Here is a 21,284-nt window from a genome sequence, read left to right on the forward strand (position 1 = left end):
TCAGGACAGCACTTCGCCGACCGCCAGCGTCAGACCGTCATGCCACCACGCGGCGAAACTGAAGACGTTGGGTGCCTTGAGAATCGTGAAGTGGTTGCCCGGCCCGTACCACACCGCAAGATCGCTGACCTGCCGCTGCCAGCCTTCGAGCACCGCCGCGTGTTCACGCTGATTGCCCCACTCGTCCAGCGTCGGGTCATCGACCAGCACCAGCCGCACCGGCCCGGTGTAGGCCAGACGCGGTTGATAGGCCGTGCGCAAAGCCGTGGCGAACGTACGTACCGGGCCGTGCATCGCGTCCGGCGCCGCGCGTTCCGACAACACCCCGGCGCGCACCATGCCTGCGTGCAGCAGGCGCAATTGCGTGGTGTCGTCGGCGTTGGCGAAGGTCGCAGGATCGACGCCCAGCGATTTGCCACAGGACAATTGCAGGGTGTCGATCAGCCGTTGCAGCGCGGCAGTGGCCGTGTACGGTTTGCCCGCCGTGCCGTCACCGCCCGGCGCCTCGCTGTCGATCAACGTCAGCGAAGCCACCTCGCGCCCGGCGGCCTGCAACTGCGCGGCCATGGCATGCGCGACCCAGCCGCCGAACGAATGGCCGATCAGGTGCAGCGGCCCTTGCGGGTGAATCTGCTCGATGGCCTGCAGGTAGAACGCGGCAGCGGCCTCGACCGCGCTGTGCGGCACACTGACACCGTCCAGCCCGCGCGGTTGCAGGCCGATGATCGGCCATTCCGGGCCGATCGCCTCGGTCAGGTGAATGAACCCGGTGACACTGTCACCCGCCCCCGGCACACAGAAAATCGGCGCATGCCCCGGCTGCCCGGTCTGAATCGTCAGCAGCGGTTGATACAGTGCCAGTTCCGGCGTCACCAGGGTTTCCAGCGCCTGGGTGATGGCCTGGCCGAGTGCCTGAATGTGCGGGTGCTTCATCATGGTCCGGTGATCGCCGGGGATGTCGATGCAGTGCAGCAAGCCAATATCGAAGCGCTCTTCCCAGCCGCGCGTCGGGCTCGGCATCGACTGGCCGTCCATCAACTCCTGTGCACGGAACAGATGGATCGTCTGGCTCGCCGGGCTGACCCGGTAATGCGCCAGCGCCAGACGATGCGCCGCTTCGCGATCAAAGTAATGCCAGGCGTCCGCCGCGCTGACCGTCGCCAGTTCCGGATCGGTCAGTTGCTGCGCCTGACAGCGCTTGAACAGCTCCGGGAAATCCAGTTGTTCGATTTGCGCTTCCAGCGCTTGCACCGCCGCCAGCGCCGCCTCGCTTTCAGCACCGAGCATCAGCGAACGCCCACGGCAATGGCCGAGCAACTGACGCTTGTCGAGGCCCTCGCCGCTCCACATGGCCTTGTCCTGGGCGAGCGGGTTTGGTGCGTAGCTGTCGAGCATGCCGATGAACTCCACCGGTTCATCGAGGCCGAGCAATTGCTGCGCGACCTCGTGCGCCAGCACCCCGCCGAACGACCAGCCCGCCAGACGATACGGCCCATGCGCCTGCACCGCGCGGATGATCCCGACCATGCGCTGCGCCATGCACTCCAGCGTGCGCAATTGCGCTTGCCCCAGCGGCACGCCGGGCAGGCCGTAAATCGGGAACCCGCCACCGATGTGCTGGGCCAGCGTCGGGAAGTACACGTCCCTGCCGCTGAACTCATGCAGCAGGAACAGCGGCGTACCGTGCGCCCCGGCACGCACCACGACCAGCCCGTCAGGCTGACCGAGCGCCTCGCCCTGACTGAGCAGCGCGGCGGCAGACTCGATGCTCGGATGCTGGAACAGTTCGGCCAGCGACAATTGCAACCCAGCCCGTTGCAGCAGATTGACCAGCTTCACCGCCAGCAACGAATGCCCGCCCAATTCGAAGAAGTTGTCGTGACGACCGACCTGTTCGACGCCGAGGACTTCACCCCAGATCCGCGCCAGAGCGGTTTCGACTTCACCCTCGGGCGCCACGTATGGGCGATTGATGACTGCGTCGGCTCCCGGCTCCGGCAGGGCTTTGCGGTCGATCTTGTCGTTCGGTGTCAGCGGCAAAGTGTCGAGCAGCACAAACGCGCCCGGCACCATGTACTCCGGCAAGCGCTCCAGCACATGGCTGCGCAACGTCTCAAGACTCGGTGCTTCTACGCCCGAGCGCAAGCTGTACCAGGTCACCAGACGCTCATCACGCACCATCACCACCGCTTGGCGAATCGCCGGATGCTCGATCAACCGTGCCTCGATTTCCCCCGGCTCCAGGCGCAAGCCCCGCAGCTTGATCTGGAAGTCATTGCGGCCGAGGAATTCCAGTTCCCCATGATTGTTGTAGCGCGCCAGATCCCCCGTTCGATACAGGCGATCACCCGCCACAAACGGGCTGTCGATGAAACGCTCGGCCTGCATCTCCGGCAAGCCGTGATAACCACGCGCCACGCCGACGCCGCCAATGTGCAACTCACCGCTGACACCTTGTGGTACGGGTTGACCATACGCATCGAGCACGTACAACCGAGTGTTGCTCAAGGCTGTACCGATTGGCACCACGCTGTCCGGCACCGACATGTCCGGTTCCAGCGTCCAGCCCGTGCTGTCCACCGTGGTTTCAGTCGGGCCGTAAACGTTGTGCAACCGAACCCACGGCAGGCGATCGCGCACTTGGCGGGCCAGCGCCGCACTGAGTTCGCCACCCCCGTTGAGCACATCGGTCAGGCTGCTGCACTGCTCGACACCGTCCTGCTCGATGAACTGCTGCAACAGCGCCGGGACGAACTTGACTACGGTGACCTGCTGCTCGCGAATGGTCTGCACCACATACGCCGAATCGCGGTTGCCGTCCGGTCGCGCCAGTACCAGGCGCATCCCCGAACACAGCGGCCAGAAGATCTCCCACACCGAACTGTCGAAGCTGAACGGTGCTTTTTGCAGCAACGCGCCGTGTTCGGTCGGCGGCGAAATCTGCGAGCCCCAGTGCACCATGTTGCAGGCGCTGCGATGCTCGATCATCACGCCTTTGGGCAACCCGGTAGAACCCGAGGTGTAGATCATGTACGCAAGATTCGAAGCACTGAGGCCCGGCACTGGCGAATCGTGATCCGGCAGGTGCTGCCAGGTACTGCGGTCAAGGTCGATCACCGTGACGGCCGCTTCATCGAACAACCCGCGAGTCGCCGTTTGCACCAGCACCGCGGTCGGCGCGCTGTCCTTGAGCATGTACGCCAGGCGTTCCGCCGGGTAGCTCGGGTCCAGCGGCACATAAGCACCACCGGCCTTGAGAATGCCGAGCAGACCGACCACCAGATCCAGCCCGCGCTCGACGCAGATCGCCACCCGTGCATCCGGCTGCACACCGAGTTCGCGCAGGTGCTGGGCCAAGCGGTTGGCGCGCTGATTGAGCTCGCGGTAGGTCAGGTTGCCTTGCGCGGACTGCAGCGCGACAGCGTCCGGTTTGCGCCGCACTTGCGCTTCAAACAGCGTGTGCAACGGCTGCTCCAGCGGACAATCAACGGCGCTGGCATTGAAATCGACCAGCAAACGCTGCTGCTCCTGCGGTGCGAGCAACGGCACTCGCGCAAGCACTGCCTGATCATCATTGATCAGCGCCGTCAGCAGTCGCTGGAAGTAGCCGACAAACCGCTGCACCGTCGACTCATCGAACAACGCTGTGGCGTAGCGCAACGAACCGCGAATGCCGTCGGGCGAATCGCCGAGGCTCAGCGACAGGTCGAATTTCACAAAATGGCTGTCGCCGGCCACGCCTTCCAGGGTCAGGTCGCCGAGGGTCAGGCTCGGGTCGTCGTTGTTGTCCCAACTGAGCATGGTCTGGAACAACGCGCTGTGCGACAGGCTGCGCAGCGGTTTGCTGATGTCCACCACTTGCTCGAACGGCAGATCCTGATGCGCCTGAGCTTCCAGAGTCTGAGTCTTGACCCGTGCCAGCAGCACCTCGCCGCTCGGCTCGCCCGAGGTATCGATGCGCAGCGCCAGGGTGTTGACGAACATGCCGATCAGGCCTTCGATTTCGGCGCGGGTGCGGTTGGCCACCGGCGAGCCGATCACCACGTCGTCCTGCCCGGACAAGCGGCTGAGCAACATCGCCCAGGCGCTCATGATCACCATGTACGGCGTCACCGCGCGACGCTGACACAAGGTTTTCAAACCGGCGCTCAACTGTTCATCGAGCAGCATGTCGACGCGGCTGCCGGAATAGTCCTGCTGGGGCGGACGCGGTCGGTCGGTGGGCAGGGTCAGCAAGGCCGGCGCGCCGGCCAGGGTCTGTTGCCAGTAATCGCTCTGGCGCTGCAGCACCTCGCCGCTGAGCCAGCGCCGTTGCCACACTGCGTAATCGGTGTATTGCAGCGCCAGCGGCGGCAACGGATCGTCCTCGCCACGGCTGAACGCCTGATACAACGCCGCCAGCTCACGGGTCAGCACGCCCATCGACCAGCCATCGGCGATGATGTGGTGCAGCGTCAGCAACAGCACATGATGATCATCCGCCAGACGCACCAGACGTCCGCGCAGCAGCGCATCGTGCTGCAGATTGAACGAGGCGCAGGCCTGTTCCTCGATCAGGCCGCGCAAGGCGTTATCAGCCTGCGGGTGCTGACGCAGGTCTTCTACCGCGAGCAACAGACCGCTCTCGGCCGGCAGAATAAGCACCTGCGGCTGATCGTCGATCTGGCTGAAGCGGCTGCGCAGGGTTTCGTGACGCTCAACGATGCGTGCCAGTGCCCGTTGCAGCGCATCTTCATCCAGCCGACCGCGCAGGCGCAGACCGACCGGGATGTTGTAGGCGCTGTGGCCGCCGTCCATCTGCGCCAGGAACCACAGGCGTTGCTGGGCGAAGGACAACGGCAATAGCTGATCACGGGGTGCCGGCAAAATCTCCGGCAAGGTGCTACGCCCTGCCCGGCTCAGGACCTCGGCGACCGCGGCCAGCTCAGGATTAGCGAACAGCTCGGCGAGTGTCAGCTCGACGCCCAACTGCTGGCGCACCTGCGACAGCATGCGCATCGCCAGCAACGAATGCCCGCCCAGTTCGAAGAAGTTGTCGTGGCGACCGACCTGTTCGAGCTGCAGCAAACCGGCCCAGATCCGTGCCAAGTGTTGTTCCAGCGCCGAGATCGGCGCCACATACACCCGGCTGAGCAGCGCTGCCTGCGTCGGCGCCGGCAGCGCCTTGCGGTCGACTTTGCCATTGTTGTTCAACGGCAGCACATCCAATTGCACCCACGCGCTTGGCACCATGTATTCCGGCAGTCGCGCCAGCAACTGCGCGTGCAGATCGGCGCTGTCCAGACGGCCGGCGTGCGCGGTGTAGTAGGCCACCAGACGCGTGATGTCCTGACCATCGCGGCGCGCCAGCACCACGGCTTCCTTGATCCCCGAGCAGTTGAGCAGGCGGTTTTCGATTTCGCCCAGTTCGATACGGAAACCGCGAATCTTCACCTGATCGTCGTTGCGTCCGATGCAATCGAGCTGCCCCGGTGCCAGCCAGCGTGCGAGGTCGCCGGTGCGATACAGCAGCGCGCCCGGCTGCTCGCTGAACGGATCCTGCAGGAACTTCTCGGCGGTCAGATCGGCGCGATTCAGATACCCCAGCGCCACGCCCAGCCCGCCGATGTACAACTCGCCGGTCACGCCCATCGGCACCGGTTGCTGATGCGCGTCGAGCACATACACCTGAGTGTTGGAGATCGGCGCGCCAATCGGCACGCTCTCGGCGTTTTCCGCCACTTCACGCACTTCAAACGTCGTGGCGTAAGTGGTGGTTTCGGTCGGGCCGTAGCAGTGCACGATGCGCAACTCTGGCGCCTCGGCCAGCAGTCGACGGAACGCCGCCGGATCGCCACGCTCACCACCACACAGCAGAATGCGCAGGCCTTTGAGCGCCTGCGGAATCAACTGCACGTACTGATTGAACAGCGCAGTGGTGACGAACAGCACGGTCGCCCCGGTTGCGCTCAACTCATGGCCGAACGCATTTGGATCAAGCAGGGTCTGGTGATCGATGACCACGACGCGCCCGCCATTGAGCAGCGGCCCCCAGATGTCCATGGTGCTGGCGTCGAACGCCGGGTTGGAGGCGAATACCACGCGGTCCTGCGGGTTGAAATCGGCGTAACCGTTGTTCAGCACCAGGCGGCCGATGGCGCGGTGCGGGACCATCACGCCTTTCGGGGTGCCGGTGGAGCCGGAGGTGTACATGATGTACGCCAGCGACTCCGAGGACTGCGCCAGATTCGGGTTGTGCGTCGGTTGGCCGCTCAGGGTCAAGCGGTCGAGGTCGATGCGTGGTGCAGCGTAGTCGATGACTTCACGGCTGAGGGTCAGCAACGCCGCTGCCTGACAGTCCTCGACCATGAACGCCTGACGCTCGCTCGGCGCATTGATATCCAGCGGCACATAGGCCGCCGCGCACTTGGCAATCGCCAGTTGCGCCACCAGCAATTCCAGCGAACGCGGAAGCAGGATCGCCACGTGGTCGCCCGGCTGCACGCCTTGGCTGATCAAGTGATGCGCCAGACGGTTGGCCTGGGCGTTCAGCTCAAAATAGCTCAGCGAATGCTCGCCATGCACCGCCGCCACCGCCTTGGGATGCGCCGCTGCCTGCTGCTGGAAAATCCCGTGCACGGTCAGGGTTTGCGGGTAATCGCGTGCAGTGGCGTTGAAGTCGTAGAGCAAGCGCTGACGCTCAGACTCGGCGAGTAATTGCACCCGCTCCAGCACTGTCTGCTCATCGTTGACCATCGCCGCCAGCAGGCGCTGCAGATAACCGACATAACGCTCGATGGTCGCTTGATCGAACAACGCCGTGGCGTATTCCAGCGAACCGCGAATCACCCCGTTGACCTCACCCAGGGTCAGGGTCAAATCGAACTTGGCGATTTGCCCCGGCGCGGCCACGCCTTCGAGGCTCAGATCGCCCAGCACCAGGTTCGGCCCCACGTTGCTGTCCCAGCTCAGCGTGCTCTGGAACAACGGGCTGTGCGCCAGACTGCGCGCCGGCCGGGCGATTTCCACCACCTGCTCGAACGGCAGATCCTGATGCGCCTGCGCCTCCAGCGTGCGCGCCTTGACCTGCGCCAGCAGCGTGGCCACGCTCGGCTCACCCGAGGTGTCGATGCGCAGGGCCAGGGTGTTGACGAACATGCCAATCAGGCCTTCGATCTCGGCCCGGGTGCGGTTGGCCACCGGCGAGCCGATCACCACGTCGGACTGCCCGGACAAACGACTCAGCAGCAGCGGCCAGGCACTCATCAGGGTCATGAACAGGGTCACGCCGTGACGCTGACTCAAGGCTTTGAGGCCGACGCTCAGACGCTCGTCGAGCCGTACTTCGACGCTGCTGCCGGCAAAATCCTGCTGTGCCGGACGCGGACGGTCGGTGGGCAGGGTCAGCAACGCCGGCGCACCGTCGAGGGTCTGCTGCCAGTAATCGCTCTGGCGCTGCAGCACTTCACCACTGAGCCAGCGCCGTTGCCACACGGCGTAGTCGCCGTATTGCAGCGCCAGTGGCGGCAACGGATTCGGTTGCCCGTGACTGAAAGCTTGGTACAGCGCCATCAGCTCATGGGTCAGCACGCCCATCGACCAGCCGTCGGCGACGATGTGATGCACGGTCAACAACAGCACATGATGATCGTCAGCCAGACGCAGCAGGTGTCCGCGAATCAGCGGATCGTGCTGCAAATCGAAGGCAGTCGCGGCTTCCTGCGCGAGACGCGCCTGTACAGAGGCTTCGGCCTGTGGATCCTGGCGCAGGTCTTCCACCTGCAACAACAGGCCGCTGTCGACCGGTGCAATTGTCACCTGCGCCTGATCGTCGACGCTGACGAAGCGGCTGCGCAGGGTTGCGTGGCGCGCAACGATCTGCGTCAGTGCGCGTTGCAAAGCTTCGACATCGAGCCGCCCGCGCAGGCGCAGGCCAAGTGGAATGTTGTACGCCGAGTTGCCGCCGTCCATCTGCGCGAGGAACCACAGGCGTTGCTGGGCGAAGGACAGCGGCAGTGCTTGCTCAGGCGCCGCCGGCAAGATCTCCGGCAGCGTGCTGCGCCCGGCGCGGTTCAGCACCTCGGCCACCGCGACGAGATGCGGATCGGCAAACAATTCGCTCAAGGGCAATTCAACGCCGAGACGCTGGCGCACCTGCGACAACATGCGCATCGCCAGCAACGAATGTCCGCCGAGTTCGAAGAAGTGGTCATGGCGGCCGATCTGCTCGACTTGCAGGGTCTCGCCCCAGATCTGCGCCAGCGCGGTTTCCAGTTCACCTTGCGGCGCAACGTATTCGCGGGTGAACAACGCCGCAGCATCCGGTTCGGGCAAGGCTTTGCGATCGACTTTGCCGTTGTTGTTCAGCGGCAAGGTATCAAGTTGCACCCAGGCACTCGGCACCATGTATTCCGGCAATTGCGTCTGCACATGCTCACGCAGGTCAGCCAGTTCCAGCGCGCCGTCGTGCGCGGTGTAGTAGGCCACCAGCCGCAGCGGTTCCTGACCATCGCGACGGGCGAGCACCACCGCTTCGTTGATCCCCGGATAGCCCAACAGACGATTTTCGATCTCGCCGAGCTCGATGCGGAAGCCACGGATTTTCACCTGATCGTCGTTGCGCCCGAGGCAATCGAGCTGCCCCGGCGCCAGCCAACGCGCGAGGTCGCCGGTGCGATACAACAGCGCGCCCGGACGGTCGCTGAACGGATCGGGGAGGAACTTTTCCGCCGTCAGATCGGCACGGTTCAGATAGCCCAGCGCCACGCCCTGCCCGCCGATGTACAACTCGCCGGTCACGCCCATCGGCACCGGCTGCTGATGCGCGTCGAGCACATATACCTGGGTGTTGGAGATCGGCCCGCCAATCGGCACGCTTTCGGCGTTTTCCGCCACTTCGTGCACTTCAAACGTGGTGGCGTAAGTGGTGGTTTCGGTCGGACCGTAGCAATGCACGATGCGCAGCTGCGGCGCCTCGGCCCGCAAGCGGCGGAAGCTGGCCGGATCGCCGCGTTCACCGCCGCACAGAACCATGCGCAAGCCTTTCAGGGCCTGCGGAATCAGTTGCACGTACTGGTTGAACAGCGCCGTGGTGACAAACAGGATTGTCGCCCCGCTGGCGTTCAATTCGCGAGCGAGCGCGTGCGGATCCAGCAGGGTCTGGTGATCGATCACCACCACGCGCCCGCCGTTGAGCAATGGCCCCCAGATGTCCATGGTGCTGGCGTCGAACGCCGGGTTGGAGGCAAACGCCACGCGATCCTGCGGGTTGAAATCGGCGTAGCCGTTGTTCAGCACCAGACGAGCGATGCCACGGTGCGGCACCATCACCCCCTTCGGCGTACCGGTGGAACCGGAGGTGTACATGATGTACGCCAGCGTCTCCGAGGACTGCGCCAGGTTCGGGTTGTGCGCAGGCTGGTCGTTCAGCATCAGGACATCCAGATCAATGCGCTGCAGTGGATAGGCGATGTTTTCGCCACGCAGGGTCAGCAACGCCACGGCGCGGCTGTCCTCAAGCATGAACGCCTGGCGCTCGCTCGGCGCGTTGATGTCCAGCGGCACATAGGCCGCCGCACACTTGGCAATCGCCAGTTGCGCGACCAACAGCTGCAGCGAGCGCGGCAGCAGGATCGCCACATGATCGCCCGGCTGTACGCCTTGAGCGATCAGGTAGTGGGCCAAGCGGTTGGCCCGATCATTCAAATCGGCATAACTCGACGTTTGCCCGCGATGCACGACAGCGATGGCCTGCGGATCTGCCGCCACTTGCCTTTCGAACAAGGCGTGCACGGTCAGCGCACGCAGGTATTCCCGCTCGGTGGCGTTGAACTCGACCAGCAATTGCCGGCGTTCGTCCGGCGCCAGGATCGACACCTGATCAACGCTCAGTTGCGGTGTCTGTTCCAGTGCCTGAAGCAAGTTGCTCACCGCCCGTTGCAGGTACTCGCAGATACGTGCGGGATCAATGCCGGTGGCAGCCAGTGCGGTGAAGCCGAAACCTTCGCCGAGGTCATCGACACTCACGCTCAGCTGATAGTTGGTGTGCTCCTGGGTATTGAGCAACTGCATGCCTTGCCATGCGTTCGCCGCCTCCGCGGAAGGCGTGCCTGCTGCGGCGCTGTGGCGATAGTTGAACAGCGTGCTGAACAACGGCGTGCCGGCGGGCATACCACTGCAACGCTGGGCCAGCGCCAATTGCGCATGCTCATGTTGCAGCAGCGCATTCAACTGTTGGTGGGTAGCGAGCGCGGCTTCCTGCGCCGAGCGTTGCCCGAGATCGACGCGCAGCGGCAAGGTGTTGATGAACACCCCCAGCGCGCGCTCGGCGCCCTCGCCCGCCTGCAACCGCCCCAGCAACACGGTGCCGAACACCACCTCCTCACGCCCGGAGAGTTTTCCCAGCACCTGCGCCCAGGCCAGATGCATCAGGCTCGCGGCGCTGATCCCCAGCCGCCGGGCCTTGGCCCTGACGCGCTGACTCAGATCGAGGTCGAGTACCCGGCGTGCTTCTGCGGCGTGGCCCTCGGCAATGCTGTGCAGGCCGTACGGCGCGCTCGGTTCGCTGACGTCACCGAGCATTTCGCGGAAGAACGCTTCATGCGCCTGATCACTGATTGCGCCACGGGTATGCGCGACGTAATTGCGATACGGCACCGGCTCGGCCAGACGCTGCGGCTGGCCGCTAAGGAACGCCTGCATCTCGTGTTGCAGCACCTCCAGCGCCACATGGTCCATCACCAGGTGATGGAACAGCAACAACGCCACCACCCGCTGATTGGCTGAATCCCACGCGTGCATTACGCGCATCAGCGGCGCCTGATTGACGGCCATGCGGTACTGCGCGGCGTCGAAGCGCCGGCGCAATTGCTCCAGTACATCGCCGTCCGTGTCATTCAGCTCCAGCGCTTCGCACGCCAGCGGCGCCTCACGCCAGACCACTTGCACCGGGTCTTGCAGCCCGTCCCAGAACAGCGAAGTGCGCAGGATGTCGTGGCGCTGGATTACGTGCTGCAAGGCTTGGGTAAAAGTGTTCAGGCGTTGTTCATCGGCAAATGCAAACTGCGCCTGCAACACATACGGATCGCCCTGCGCGGCGGACAGGTGATGGAACAGGATCCCCGTCTGCAACGGCGCCAGCGGGTAAATATCCTGCACGTTGGCCACGCCGCCGGGGATGCTCGCGACGATGCGGTCAATGCTCGGCTGGTCGAGCGCCACCAGTGGCAGCAGCTCGGGGGTGATGCGCGTGCAGTCCGCAGTGATCAGGTTGGCCGCGACTTCAGCCTCCGGTTCACCGCCCACGGCAGCGGCCAGCGCGGCGAGGGTCGGCTGGTTGAATAGCACGCGAATGTCGGCGCTCAGTCCGGCACGACGCATCCGTGCCACCAGATTCACTGCCAACAGCGAGTGGCCGCCGAGTTCGAAGAAATGGTCATGGCGCCCTACCCGCTCAACCTTGAGCAGTTCCGCCCAAAGCTGCGCGAGCACGATCTCCACTTCACCGACCGGGGCTTCGTATTCACGGGCGGTCAGCGCCGTCAGATCCGGTGCCGGCAGCGCCTTGCGGTCGAGTTTGCCGTTGGGGCTCAGCGGCAATGCATCCAGATGCACGAACACGGCGGGCACCATGTAGTCCGGCAGGTTTTCCAGCAGATAGCCGCGCAGTGTTTCGATTTCCAGCGCTGCGCCGGTGTAGTAAGCGACCAGTCGTTTGTCGCCCGGCACGTCCTCGCGGGCCAGTACAGCGGCTTCCTGAATGCCGTCGATCTGGGTCAGGCGTGCCTGAATTTCGCCGAGCTCGATGCGCAGGCCACGGATCTTCACCTGATCGTCGTTGCGGCCCAGATACTCGATATTGCCGTCCGCCAGATAACGGGCGACATCGCCGGTGCGGTACATCCGCCCATTGGCCTGGAACGGATCGTTGAGGAAGCGTTCGGCGTTCAGTTCCGGGCGATTCAGATAACCACGCGCTACCTGCACGCCACCGATGTACAACTCGCCGACCACGCCGTGCGGCACCGGTTGTTGCTGGGCATCGAGGATGTACATGCGGGTGTTGGCGATCGGTTTGCCGATCGGCGTGTTGTCCGGGGTGTTTTCCAACGGCCCGGCGCAGTTCCACGCGGTCACGTCCACTGCGGCTTCGGTCGGACCGTAGAGATTGTGCAATTGGCTGCCCGGCAGTTGCTGCTTGAAGCGTCGCACCACGCTGCCCGGCAGGGCTTCGCCGCTGCACATGACTTGCCGCAGACTGCTGCAACGTGCGGTGTCGGCGTGAGCGAGGAACACGTCGAGCATCGACGGGACAAAGTGCAGCGTGGTGATGTGTTCGCGTTCGATGATTTCGCTGAGATACAGCGGATCCTTGTGTCCCTCGGGCCGGGCCATGACCAGTCGGGCGCCGGTCATCAACGGCCAGAAGAACTCCCAGACCGAGACGTCGAAGCTGAACGGGGTTTTCTGCAACACCGTGTCGCTGGCGGTCAGTTGATAGGCGTCCTGCATCCACAGCAAGCGGTTGACCACCCCGGCATGTTCGTTGATCACGCCTTTCGGTTGGCCGGTGGAGCCGGAGGTGTAGATCACGTAGGCGGTGTGCTGCGGAGTCAACTCAGCGAGCGATAGATTGTCAGTCGGTAGCGCTTGCCAGTGCGGCTGATCCAGAACGATCACCGGCACGCCAACGTCACCGAGCAACGAACGCGTCGAACCCTGCACCAGCACCGCCAGCGGCGCGCTGTCCTCCAGCATGTAGGCCAGACGCTCCAGCGGATACGCCGGGTCCAGCGGCACATAACCGCCGCCAGCCTTGAGGATCGCCAGCAGCCCGACCACCATGTCCAGACCGCGCTCGACGCAGATCGCCACCCGTGAGTCCGGCCCTACGCCCAATCCGCGCAGGTGCCGCGCCAGTTGATTGGCTCGGGCGTTGATCTCGGCATAAGTCAGTTGCTGTTCATCAGCGACCACCGCTGGTGCCCAAGGCGTACGCGCCACTTGCGCTTCGAACAAGCCGTGAATGGTCTGATCAAGGTTGTAATCGACCTCCGTGGCATTGAACTCGACCAGCAAGCGCTGCTGTTCTTCCTCCGCCAGCAGCGGCGCCTGTTCCAGCACTGCCTGATCATTGGCGACCATCGCCTGCAACAGGCGCTGGAAGTAACCGACGAAGCGCTCGACCGTGCTCTGGTCGAACAACGCTGTGGCGTATTCCAGCGATCCGCGAATGATGCCATTGGACTCACTGAGGCTCAGCGACAGGTCGAACTTGGCAAAGTGGCTCGGCTCGGCCACGCCTTCCAGCGTCAGTTCGCCGAGGGCCAGCGCCGGGCTTTCGAGGCCATCCCAACTGAGCAAGGTCTGGAACAACGGGCTGTGCGCCAGGCTGCGCACCGGCCGGGTGATTTCCACTACTTGCTCGAACGGCAGATCCTGATGCGCCTGCGCTTGCAGGGTTTGCGCCTTGACCCGCGCCAGCAGCGCTTCGACGCTCAGCTCGCCCGAGGTGTCGATGCGCAGGGCCAGGGTGTTGACGAACATGCCGATCAGGCCTTCGATCTCGGCGCGGGTGCGGTTGGCCACCGGCGAACCGATCACCACTTCAGCCTGCCCGGACAAGCGGCTGAGCAGCATTGCCCAGGTACTCATCAGCGTCATGTACAGGGTCACGCCGTGGCGCTGGCCCAAGGCTTTGAGCCCGGCGCTCAAGCGTTCGTCGAGCACTACGGCGACGCTGCTGCCGGCATAGTCCTGCTGCGCCGGGCGCGGCCGATCGGTCGGCAGCATCAGCAGCGCCGGGGCGCCAGCGAGGGTCCGTTGCCAATATTCGCTCTGGCGTTGCAGCACCTCGCCGCTGAGCCAGCGTCGTTGCCATACCGCGAAGTCGGTGTATTGCAGCGCCAGCGGCGGCAGTGGATCCGGCTGGCCGTGACTGAACGCCTGATACAGCGCCATCAGTTCACGGGTCAAAACGCCCATCGACCAGCCGTCAGAGATGATGTGGTGCAGGGTCAGCAACAGCACATGGTGATCATCCGCCAGGCGTACCAGTCGCCCGCGAATCAACGGATCGTCCTGCAAGTCGAACGGCCCGGAGGCTTCGCCCTGAATCAGCGCCTGCAGGGTTTCCTCGGGTTGCGGGTGCTGGCGCAGATCTTCGACCCGCAGCAGCAGACCGGTGTCCACCGGGGCAATCAGCACTTGCGCTTCGTCGTTGAATTGCGCAAAGCGACTGCGCAGGGTTTCGTGGCGGGCGACGATCCGCGCCAGCGCGCGTTGCAGCGCCGCGTCGTCGAGACGGCCACGCAGCCGCAAGGCCACGGGAATGTTGTAGGCGGTGTTGGCGCCTTCCATTTGCGCGAGGAACCACAAACGTTGCTGGGCGAACGACAGCGGCAACGCGCCGTCACGCGGGACCGGCACGATCTGCGGTTGCGCACAGCGCCCGGCCTCGCTCAGCACTGACGCGACCGCCGCCAGTTCGGCGTTGGCAAACAGATCGCTCAGCGCCAGCTCGACACCCAGGCGCTGGCGCACTTGCGAGACCATGCGCATCGCCAGCAACGAATGCCCGCCAAGTTCGAAAAAGTGATCCTGACGCCCGACCCGCTCGACCTGCAGCACGTCGGCCCAGATCTGCGCCAGCGCGTTTTCCACCTCGCCTTCGGGCGCTGCGTACTCGCGGGTGAACAGCGCTGCCAGATCGGGCGCCGGCAAAGCCTTGCGGTCGACCTTGCCGTTGGCGGTCAACGGCAGCGCAGCGAGTTTGACGAACGCCGTCGGCACCATGTATTCCGGCAACCGGCTGAGCAGTTGCGCGCGCAACTCGCCCACCGGTAGCGCTTCGACCTGCGCCTGCTCGGTGAAGTACGCCACCAGGCGCGGCTGGCCGGGTTGATCTTCGCGAGCCAGCAGCACCGCTTCCTGAATCCCCGGCAACTGGTTGAGGCAGGTTTCGATCTCGCCCAGCTCGATGCGCACGCCACGGATCTTCACCTGATCGTCGTTGCGCCCCAGGTACTCGATGTTGCCGTCTTCGCGCCAGCGTGCAAGGTCGCCGGTGCGGTACATCCGCGCATTCGGCAAGGGGCTGAACGGGTCACGCAGAAAGCGCTCGGCAGTCATGTCCGGGCGGTTCAGGTAGCCACGGGCAACCCCGGCACCGCCAACGTATAACTCGCCAGCCACGCCAAGCGGCACCGGGCGCTGTTGTTCGTCGAGCAGGTACACCGTGGCATTGCTTACCGGTTTACCGATGTGCAGCGCATCGCCGCTTTGCACCAGACCGGAAGTCGCGACCACTGTGGCCTCGGTCGGGCCGTAGTTGTTGATCACGTCGAAATGCTGATTGCGATTGAACTGCCGCAAGCGGTCGCCGCCGATCAGCAGCGTGCGCAGGGTCGGGTGTTCGAGGTTCTGGCTGAAGGCGTATTCGGCCACCGGGGTCGGCAGGAAGCTCACGTCCAGCGGCTGCGCGCACCACCACGCGAGCAAGGCATCGATGTCTTCGCCGCCCTCGTGAGTCGGCGCCAGATGCAGGGTCGCGCCCGTGCACAGCGCCGGCCAGACTTCCCAGGCCATCGCATCGAAACCAAAGCCGGCGAGGCTTGAGGTGTGGCGCCCGGCGCAGAGGTCGAACGCCGTGCAGTGCCAGTCGACCAGATTGCTCAGGGTGTGATGCTCGACCATCACGCCCTTGGGCAGGCCGGTGGAGCCGGAGGTATAGATCACGTAGGCCAGGTGCGCGGTGCTCAGGCCCGGTACCTGCGGGTTGTGCGTGACCGTCAGCGGCCAAGTGCAGCGGTCGAGTTCAAGCACCGGCACGTTTAGCGCTGGCAGTCGCTCGCGCAGATGACTTTGGGTCAGCACCGCCACTGGCGCGCTGTCGTCGAGCAGGTAGTTCAAACGCTCCGCCGGGTGCGCCGGATCAATCGGCACGTAACCGGCGCCGGCCTTGAGGATCGCCACCAGCCCGACCAGGGTGTCCAGCCCACGGCGGGCAACGATGGCGACACGGTCGTCGGGTTTCACGCCCAAACCGATCAGATGCTGCGCCAAGGCATTGGCTTGCTGATTGAGTTCGGCATAGGTCAGTTGCGCGTCGGCAAACACTGCCGCCAGCGCTTCCGGCCGTTCGGCCGCCTGCGCCTCGAAACGTTGCTGGAGGGTCTGTGCCGTCGGGAAATCCACATGGGTGGCATTGAAGCCGAGCAGCACCTGTTCAAGCTCTGCCGCCGGCAGAATCGGCAGTTGGTTGACCGGCGTCTGCGGCGCCTGCTCCAAAGCGAGCAACAGGTTTTCCAGCGCGCAGTGCAGGTAATCGCAGATGCGCTGCGGATCGGTCTGGGTGCTGGCCAGCAGGGTCAGGCTGAACCCGTCACCGAGGTCATCGACACTCATCGTCAGCGGATAGTTGGTGCGTTCCTCGGAATGCAGGGTGGTGATGCCCTGCCACGCCGCGAGGGTTTCGGCACTGGCGGTGGCCACGTTATGGCTGTGGCGATAATTGAGCAGCGTGCTGAACAGCGGCGTCGGCGCCACCACGTGGCTGCAGCGCTGCGCCAGGGCCAGCGGTGCGTGTTCGTGACGCATCAGCGTGGTCAACCGGGCGTGGGTGGCGTTGACCGCCGCGCGCACGTCCTGCCCGTCGATATTCACCCGCAACGGCAAGGTGTTGATGAAAATCCCCAGCGCCCGGTCAATCGCTTCGGCGCCTTGCATGCGGCCCATCAGCACGGTGCCGAACACCACCTGCTGCTTGCCGGTCAGCGCGGCCAGCACCTGCGCCCAGCCGAGGTGGAACAGGCTGGCGACACTGACGCCGAGCGTCCGCGCCTGCGCTCGCAGACGCTGACCCAACAGTGCCGCGACCGGCACGCTGAGTTCGACGATTTCGCTGCCGTCACCCTGCACGTCCTGCAGGCCGTAAGGCAGCGTCGGCTCGTCGATATCGCTGAGCATCTCGCGGAAAAACGCCTCGTGCTCGGCTTCGCTGACGCCCAGACGCGCCTGCGCCACGTAGTTGCGAAACGGCACCGGGCGCCCGAGCAGCTCACTCTGTCCGGTGAGGCACGCGCGCATTTCGTGGCGCACCACGTCGAGGGCCGAGTGGTCGAGCGCCATGTGATGGAACAACAGTGTAGCGATCACTCGTTGCCCGGCTTCATCCCAGGCATGGGCCAGACGCATCAGTGGCGCCTGGGTAACGTCGAGGCGGAAGTGCCGGGCGTCGAAGCGCTCATGCAGATACGCCAAAACGTCGACATTTGCATCAGGCAGCGTCACCTCTTCCACCGGCAGTTCGGCGCGACGCCAGACCACCTGCACCGGCGCGTCCAGTCCTGCCCAATGCACAGCGGTGCGCAGAATGTCATGGCGATCGATCACGCTTTGCAGCGCTTGAGCGAACGCTTGAAAACGCTCGCGGCTGGCAAAGGCGAAATGCGATTGCATGACATACGGATCACCGTCACCGCCACTGACGTGGTGATACAGGATGCCTTCCTGCAGCGGCGCCAGCGGGTAGATGTCCTGCACGTTGGCCGCGCCGCCAGGGACTTGTGCGACGAGGTGGTCGATGGTGGTTTGGTCGAGCTCGACCAGCGTCAGCATCGCCGGGGTGATGTGCGTGGTGCCTGCAACGATTCCGTTGGCCGGCACTTCGACCTGGCCATGCTTGCTGGCCGAGTACTGCCCGGCCTTGATCAGCTCGATCAGCGCCGGTTTGTGCTCGCGCAACAGCGCCAGCAACGCCGGGTCGTTCAACGCCTGCTTGTTGCCGTTGACCCGCAATTGGTCGTCCGCGACCGCCAGCTGGATATCTTTAGCCTTCAGTGTGGCCAACAGTTCGATCACGTTCACAGGACGATCTCCATTCGTTCGGTAATTGCGGCGTAGCCGGCCAGGGTCGGATGTTCGAACAGCGACCTGACATCGGCTTCCATGCCTTCCTGACGCAAGCGGCCGATCAGACTGACCGCCAGCAATGAGTGACCACCCAGTTCAAAGAAATGATCGTGGCGCCCTACCCGCTCGACGTTGAGCAGTTCGGCCCAGAGCCGTGCGAGGGTGATTTCGACGTCGCCTACCGGGGCTTCGTATTCGCGCACCGGCAATGCCGCCTGATCCGGCGCTGGCAGCGCCTTGCGGTCGAGTTTGCCGTTGGGGCTCAACGGCAGTGCATCGAGATGCACGAACAGCGCGGGCACCATGTAGTCCGGCAGGTTTTCCAGCAGATGGCTGCGCAGCACGTCGATTTCCAGGCGTGCCCCGGTGTAGTACGCCACCAGACGCTTGTCGCTGGATGCATCTTCGCGGGCGAGCACGGCGGCTTCCTGAATGCCGTCGATCTGGGTCAAACGCGCCTGAATCTCGCCGAGCTCAATGCGCAAACCACGGATCTTCACCTGATCGTCGTTGCGACCGAGGTATTCGATATTGCCGTCCGGCAGATAACGGGCGACGTCGCCGGTGCGGTACATCCGCCCATTGCTCTGGAACGGATCGGTGAGGAAGCGCTCGGCATTCAGTTTCGGGCGATTCAGATAACCGCGCGCCACTTGTACGCCACCGATGTACAACTCGCCGACCACGCCGTGCGGCACCGGTTGTTGTTGGGCATCGAGGATGTACATGCGGGTGTTGGCGATCGGTTTGCCGATCGGCGTGTTGTCCGGGGTGTTTTCCAACGGCCCGGCGCAGTTCCACGCGGTCACGTCCACTGCGGCTTCGGTCGGACCGTAGAGATTGTGCAATTGGCTGCCCGGCAGTTGCTGCTTGAAGCGTCGCACCACGCTGCCCGGCAGGGCTTCGCCGCTGCACATGACTTGCCGCAGACTGCTGCAGCGTGCGGTGTCAGCGTGGGCAAGGAACACGTCGAGCATCGACGGAACAAAGTGCAGCGTGGTGATGTGTTCGCGTTCGATGATGTCGCTGAGGTATTGCGGATCCTTGTGTCCCTCGGGCCGGGCCATGACCAATCGGGCGCCGGTCATCAGCGGCCAGAAGAACTCCCAGACCGAGACGTCGAAGCTGAACGGGGTCTTCTGCAATACCGTGTCGCTGGCGGTGAGTTGATAGGCGTCCTGCATCCACAGCAGGCGGTTGACCACCCCGCTGTGTTCGTTGATCACGCCTTTCGGCTGGCCGGTGGAACCGGAGGTGTAGATCACGTAGGCGCTGTGCTGCGGAGTCAACTCAGCGAGCGATAGATCGTCTGTCGGCAGCGCTTGCCAATGCGGCTGATCCAGGTCGATCAGCGGCACTGCGACTTCGCCGAGCAACGAACGCGTCGAACCCTGCACCAGCACCGCCTGCGGCGCGCTGTCCTCCAGCATGTACGCCAGTCGTTCCAGCGGATACGCCGGGTCCAACGGCACATAACCGCCGCCAGCCTTGAGGATCGCCAGCAGCCCGACCACCATGTCCAGACCGCGCTCGACGCAGATCGCCACCCGTGAGTCCGGCCCTGCGCCCAACTCACGCAGATGCCGCGCCAGTTGATTGGCTCGGGCGTTGAGTTCGGCGTAGCTCAGTTGCAGCTCACCCGCAACCACGGCGGGCGCCTGCGGCGAACGCGCCACTTGCGCCTCGAACAAGCCATGAATGGTCTGTTCAAGGTCGTAATCGACGTCCGTGGCATTCAGGCCGAACAGCAACTGTTGGCGCTCGGCATCCGCCAGCACTGACAGGCGATTCAAGGCCTGCTGCGGTGTCTGCTCCAGCGCCTCGACCAGCCCCGCCAACGCCTGCTGCATGTAGCCACACACCCGCGCCGCGCCAATCTGCGAAGGGGTCATGGCCGTAAGGTCAAAGCCCTGACCGAGGTCATCGACGTTGAAGCTCAGCGGATAGTTGGTGCGCTCCTCGCTGGAGAGGTTTTCGATGCCTTGCCAGGCCAGACGATTGGCCTGCAACTGTTCCTCGCTGACGCTGTGCCGGTAGTTGAGCATGGCGCTGAACAGCGGCGACGGCGCGGCCACCCCGCTGCAACGCTGGGCCAGTGCCAGTGACGCATGTTCATGGCCGAGCAATGCGGTCAGTTGCGCATGGGTGGCGCGCACCCCGGCACGCACTGAAACATCACCCAAATCCACCCGCAGCGGCAGCGTGTTGATGAACATTCCCAGACCTCGATCAGCGCCGGTACCGCCCTGCATCCGCCCCAGCAGCACGGTGCCGAACACCACGCGCTCATGTCCGGAAGTCGCCGCCAATACCTGGGCAAACGCCAGGTGGAACAGGCTCGCGACGCTCACGCCCAGCTGCCGCGCCTGGCTGCGCAGGCGCCGCGCCAAGGCTTCGGGCAGGCGCTGACGGACTTCTTCGATGTCATGGCCGTCACCGTGCACGTCCAGCAGACCGAACGGCAGCGTTGGCTCGTCGATCTCGCCAAGCATCGCGCGGAAGAACGCTTCATGCTCCTGCTCGCTGACGCCCAGCCGGGTCTGCGCCACGTAATTGCGATACGGCACGGCGGGGATCAGCGCTTCGCCGTGACCGAAGAGCAGCGCCTGCAGTTCCTGCTGCACCACTTCCAGCGCCGTGTGGTCCATGGCGATGTGATGGAACAGCAGCATGGCGACCACTCGATCATTGGCCGGGTCTTGTGCATAGACCAGGCGAATCAGCGGCGCCTGGCTGAGGTCGATGCGGTAATGCCGCGCATCGAAACGCTCAAACAATTGCGCGAGTACGTCACTGGCCCCCGGGTCGAGGGCTATTTCCTGCAGCGGCAGCTCAGCTTCACGCCAGACCACTTGCACCGGCGTCGCCAACCCTTCCCAGACCACCCCGGTGCGCAGAATGTCGTGCCGGGTCATGACCTGACGCAGCGCGGCGGCGAAGACCTGCAAGCGTTCAAGGCTGTCGAACGCCAGGCGCGATTGCAGCAGGTACGGATCGCCCTGCGCGGCGCTCAAGTGGTGATAAAGAATGCCTTCCTGCAACGGCGCCAGCGGATAAATGTCCTGCACGTTGGCGGCACCGCCCGGCACTGTTGCAACGATACGCTCAATGCTGGCCTGATCCAGTTGCACCAGGGTCAGCACGTCTGGAGTGATATGCGTGCAACCGAGTGGAATCAGGTTGTCCGGCACCGCGACTTCGCGACCGCTGCCGACGGCGGCGGCCAGCGCGGCGAGGGTCGGCTGGCTGAACAGCACGCGCACGTCGGTGCTCAGGCCGAGCTGACGCATGCGCTCGATCAGGGTCACCGCCAGCAACGAATGCCCGCCCAGTTCAAAGAAGTTGTCGTGTCGCCCGACCTGTTCGACCTGCAGCACCTCGGCCCAGACCTGCGC

2 protein-coding genes (1 of these 2 only partly in view) are annotated in these 21,284 nt (G+C 64.4%); both read right to left on the reverse strand.

Going from position 1 to position 21,284, the window contains the following annotated elements; genetic code table 11:
- Positions 1–17,844 carry a non-ribosomal peptide synthase/polyketide synthase gene (locus tag LOY52_RS15190; protein ID WP_258674767.1) on the reverse strand — a complete coding sequence of 5,948 codons (17,844 nt, stop codon included), beginning with the start codon at positions 17,842–17,844 and terminating at the stop codon, positions 1–3.
- A protein-coding gene (locus tag LOY52_RS15195) for a non-ribosomal peptide synthetase (protein WP_258674769.1) crosses the window boundary here: on the reverse strand, positions 17,841–21,284 show its end. The gene runs 9,570 nt beyond the window's last position; the window shows 3,444 of its 13,014 coding nt (coding positions 9,571–13,014); its start codon lies beyond the right edge, outside the window; the stop codon is at positions 17,841–17,843. The genes LOY52_RS15190 and LOY52_RS15195 overlap by 4 nt, the downstream gene beginning before the upstream one ends.

Origin of the sequence: Pseudomonas sp. B21-051, assembly GCF_024748795.1 — a bacterium.
Taxonomy (GTDB): Bacteria; Pseudomonadota; Gammaproteobacteria; order Pseudomonadales; family Pseudomonadaceae; genus Aquipseudomonas; species Aquipseudomonas putida_A.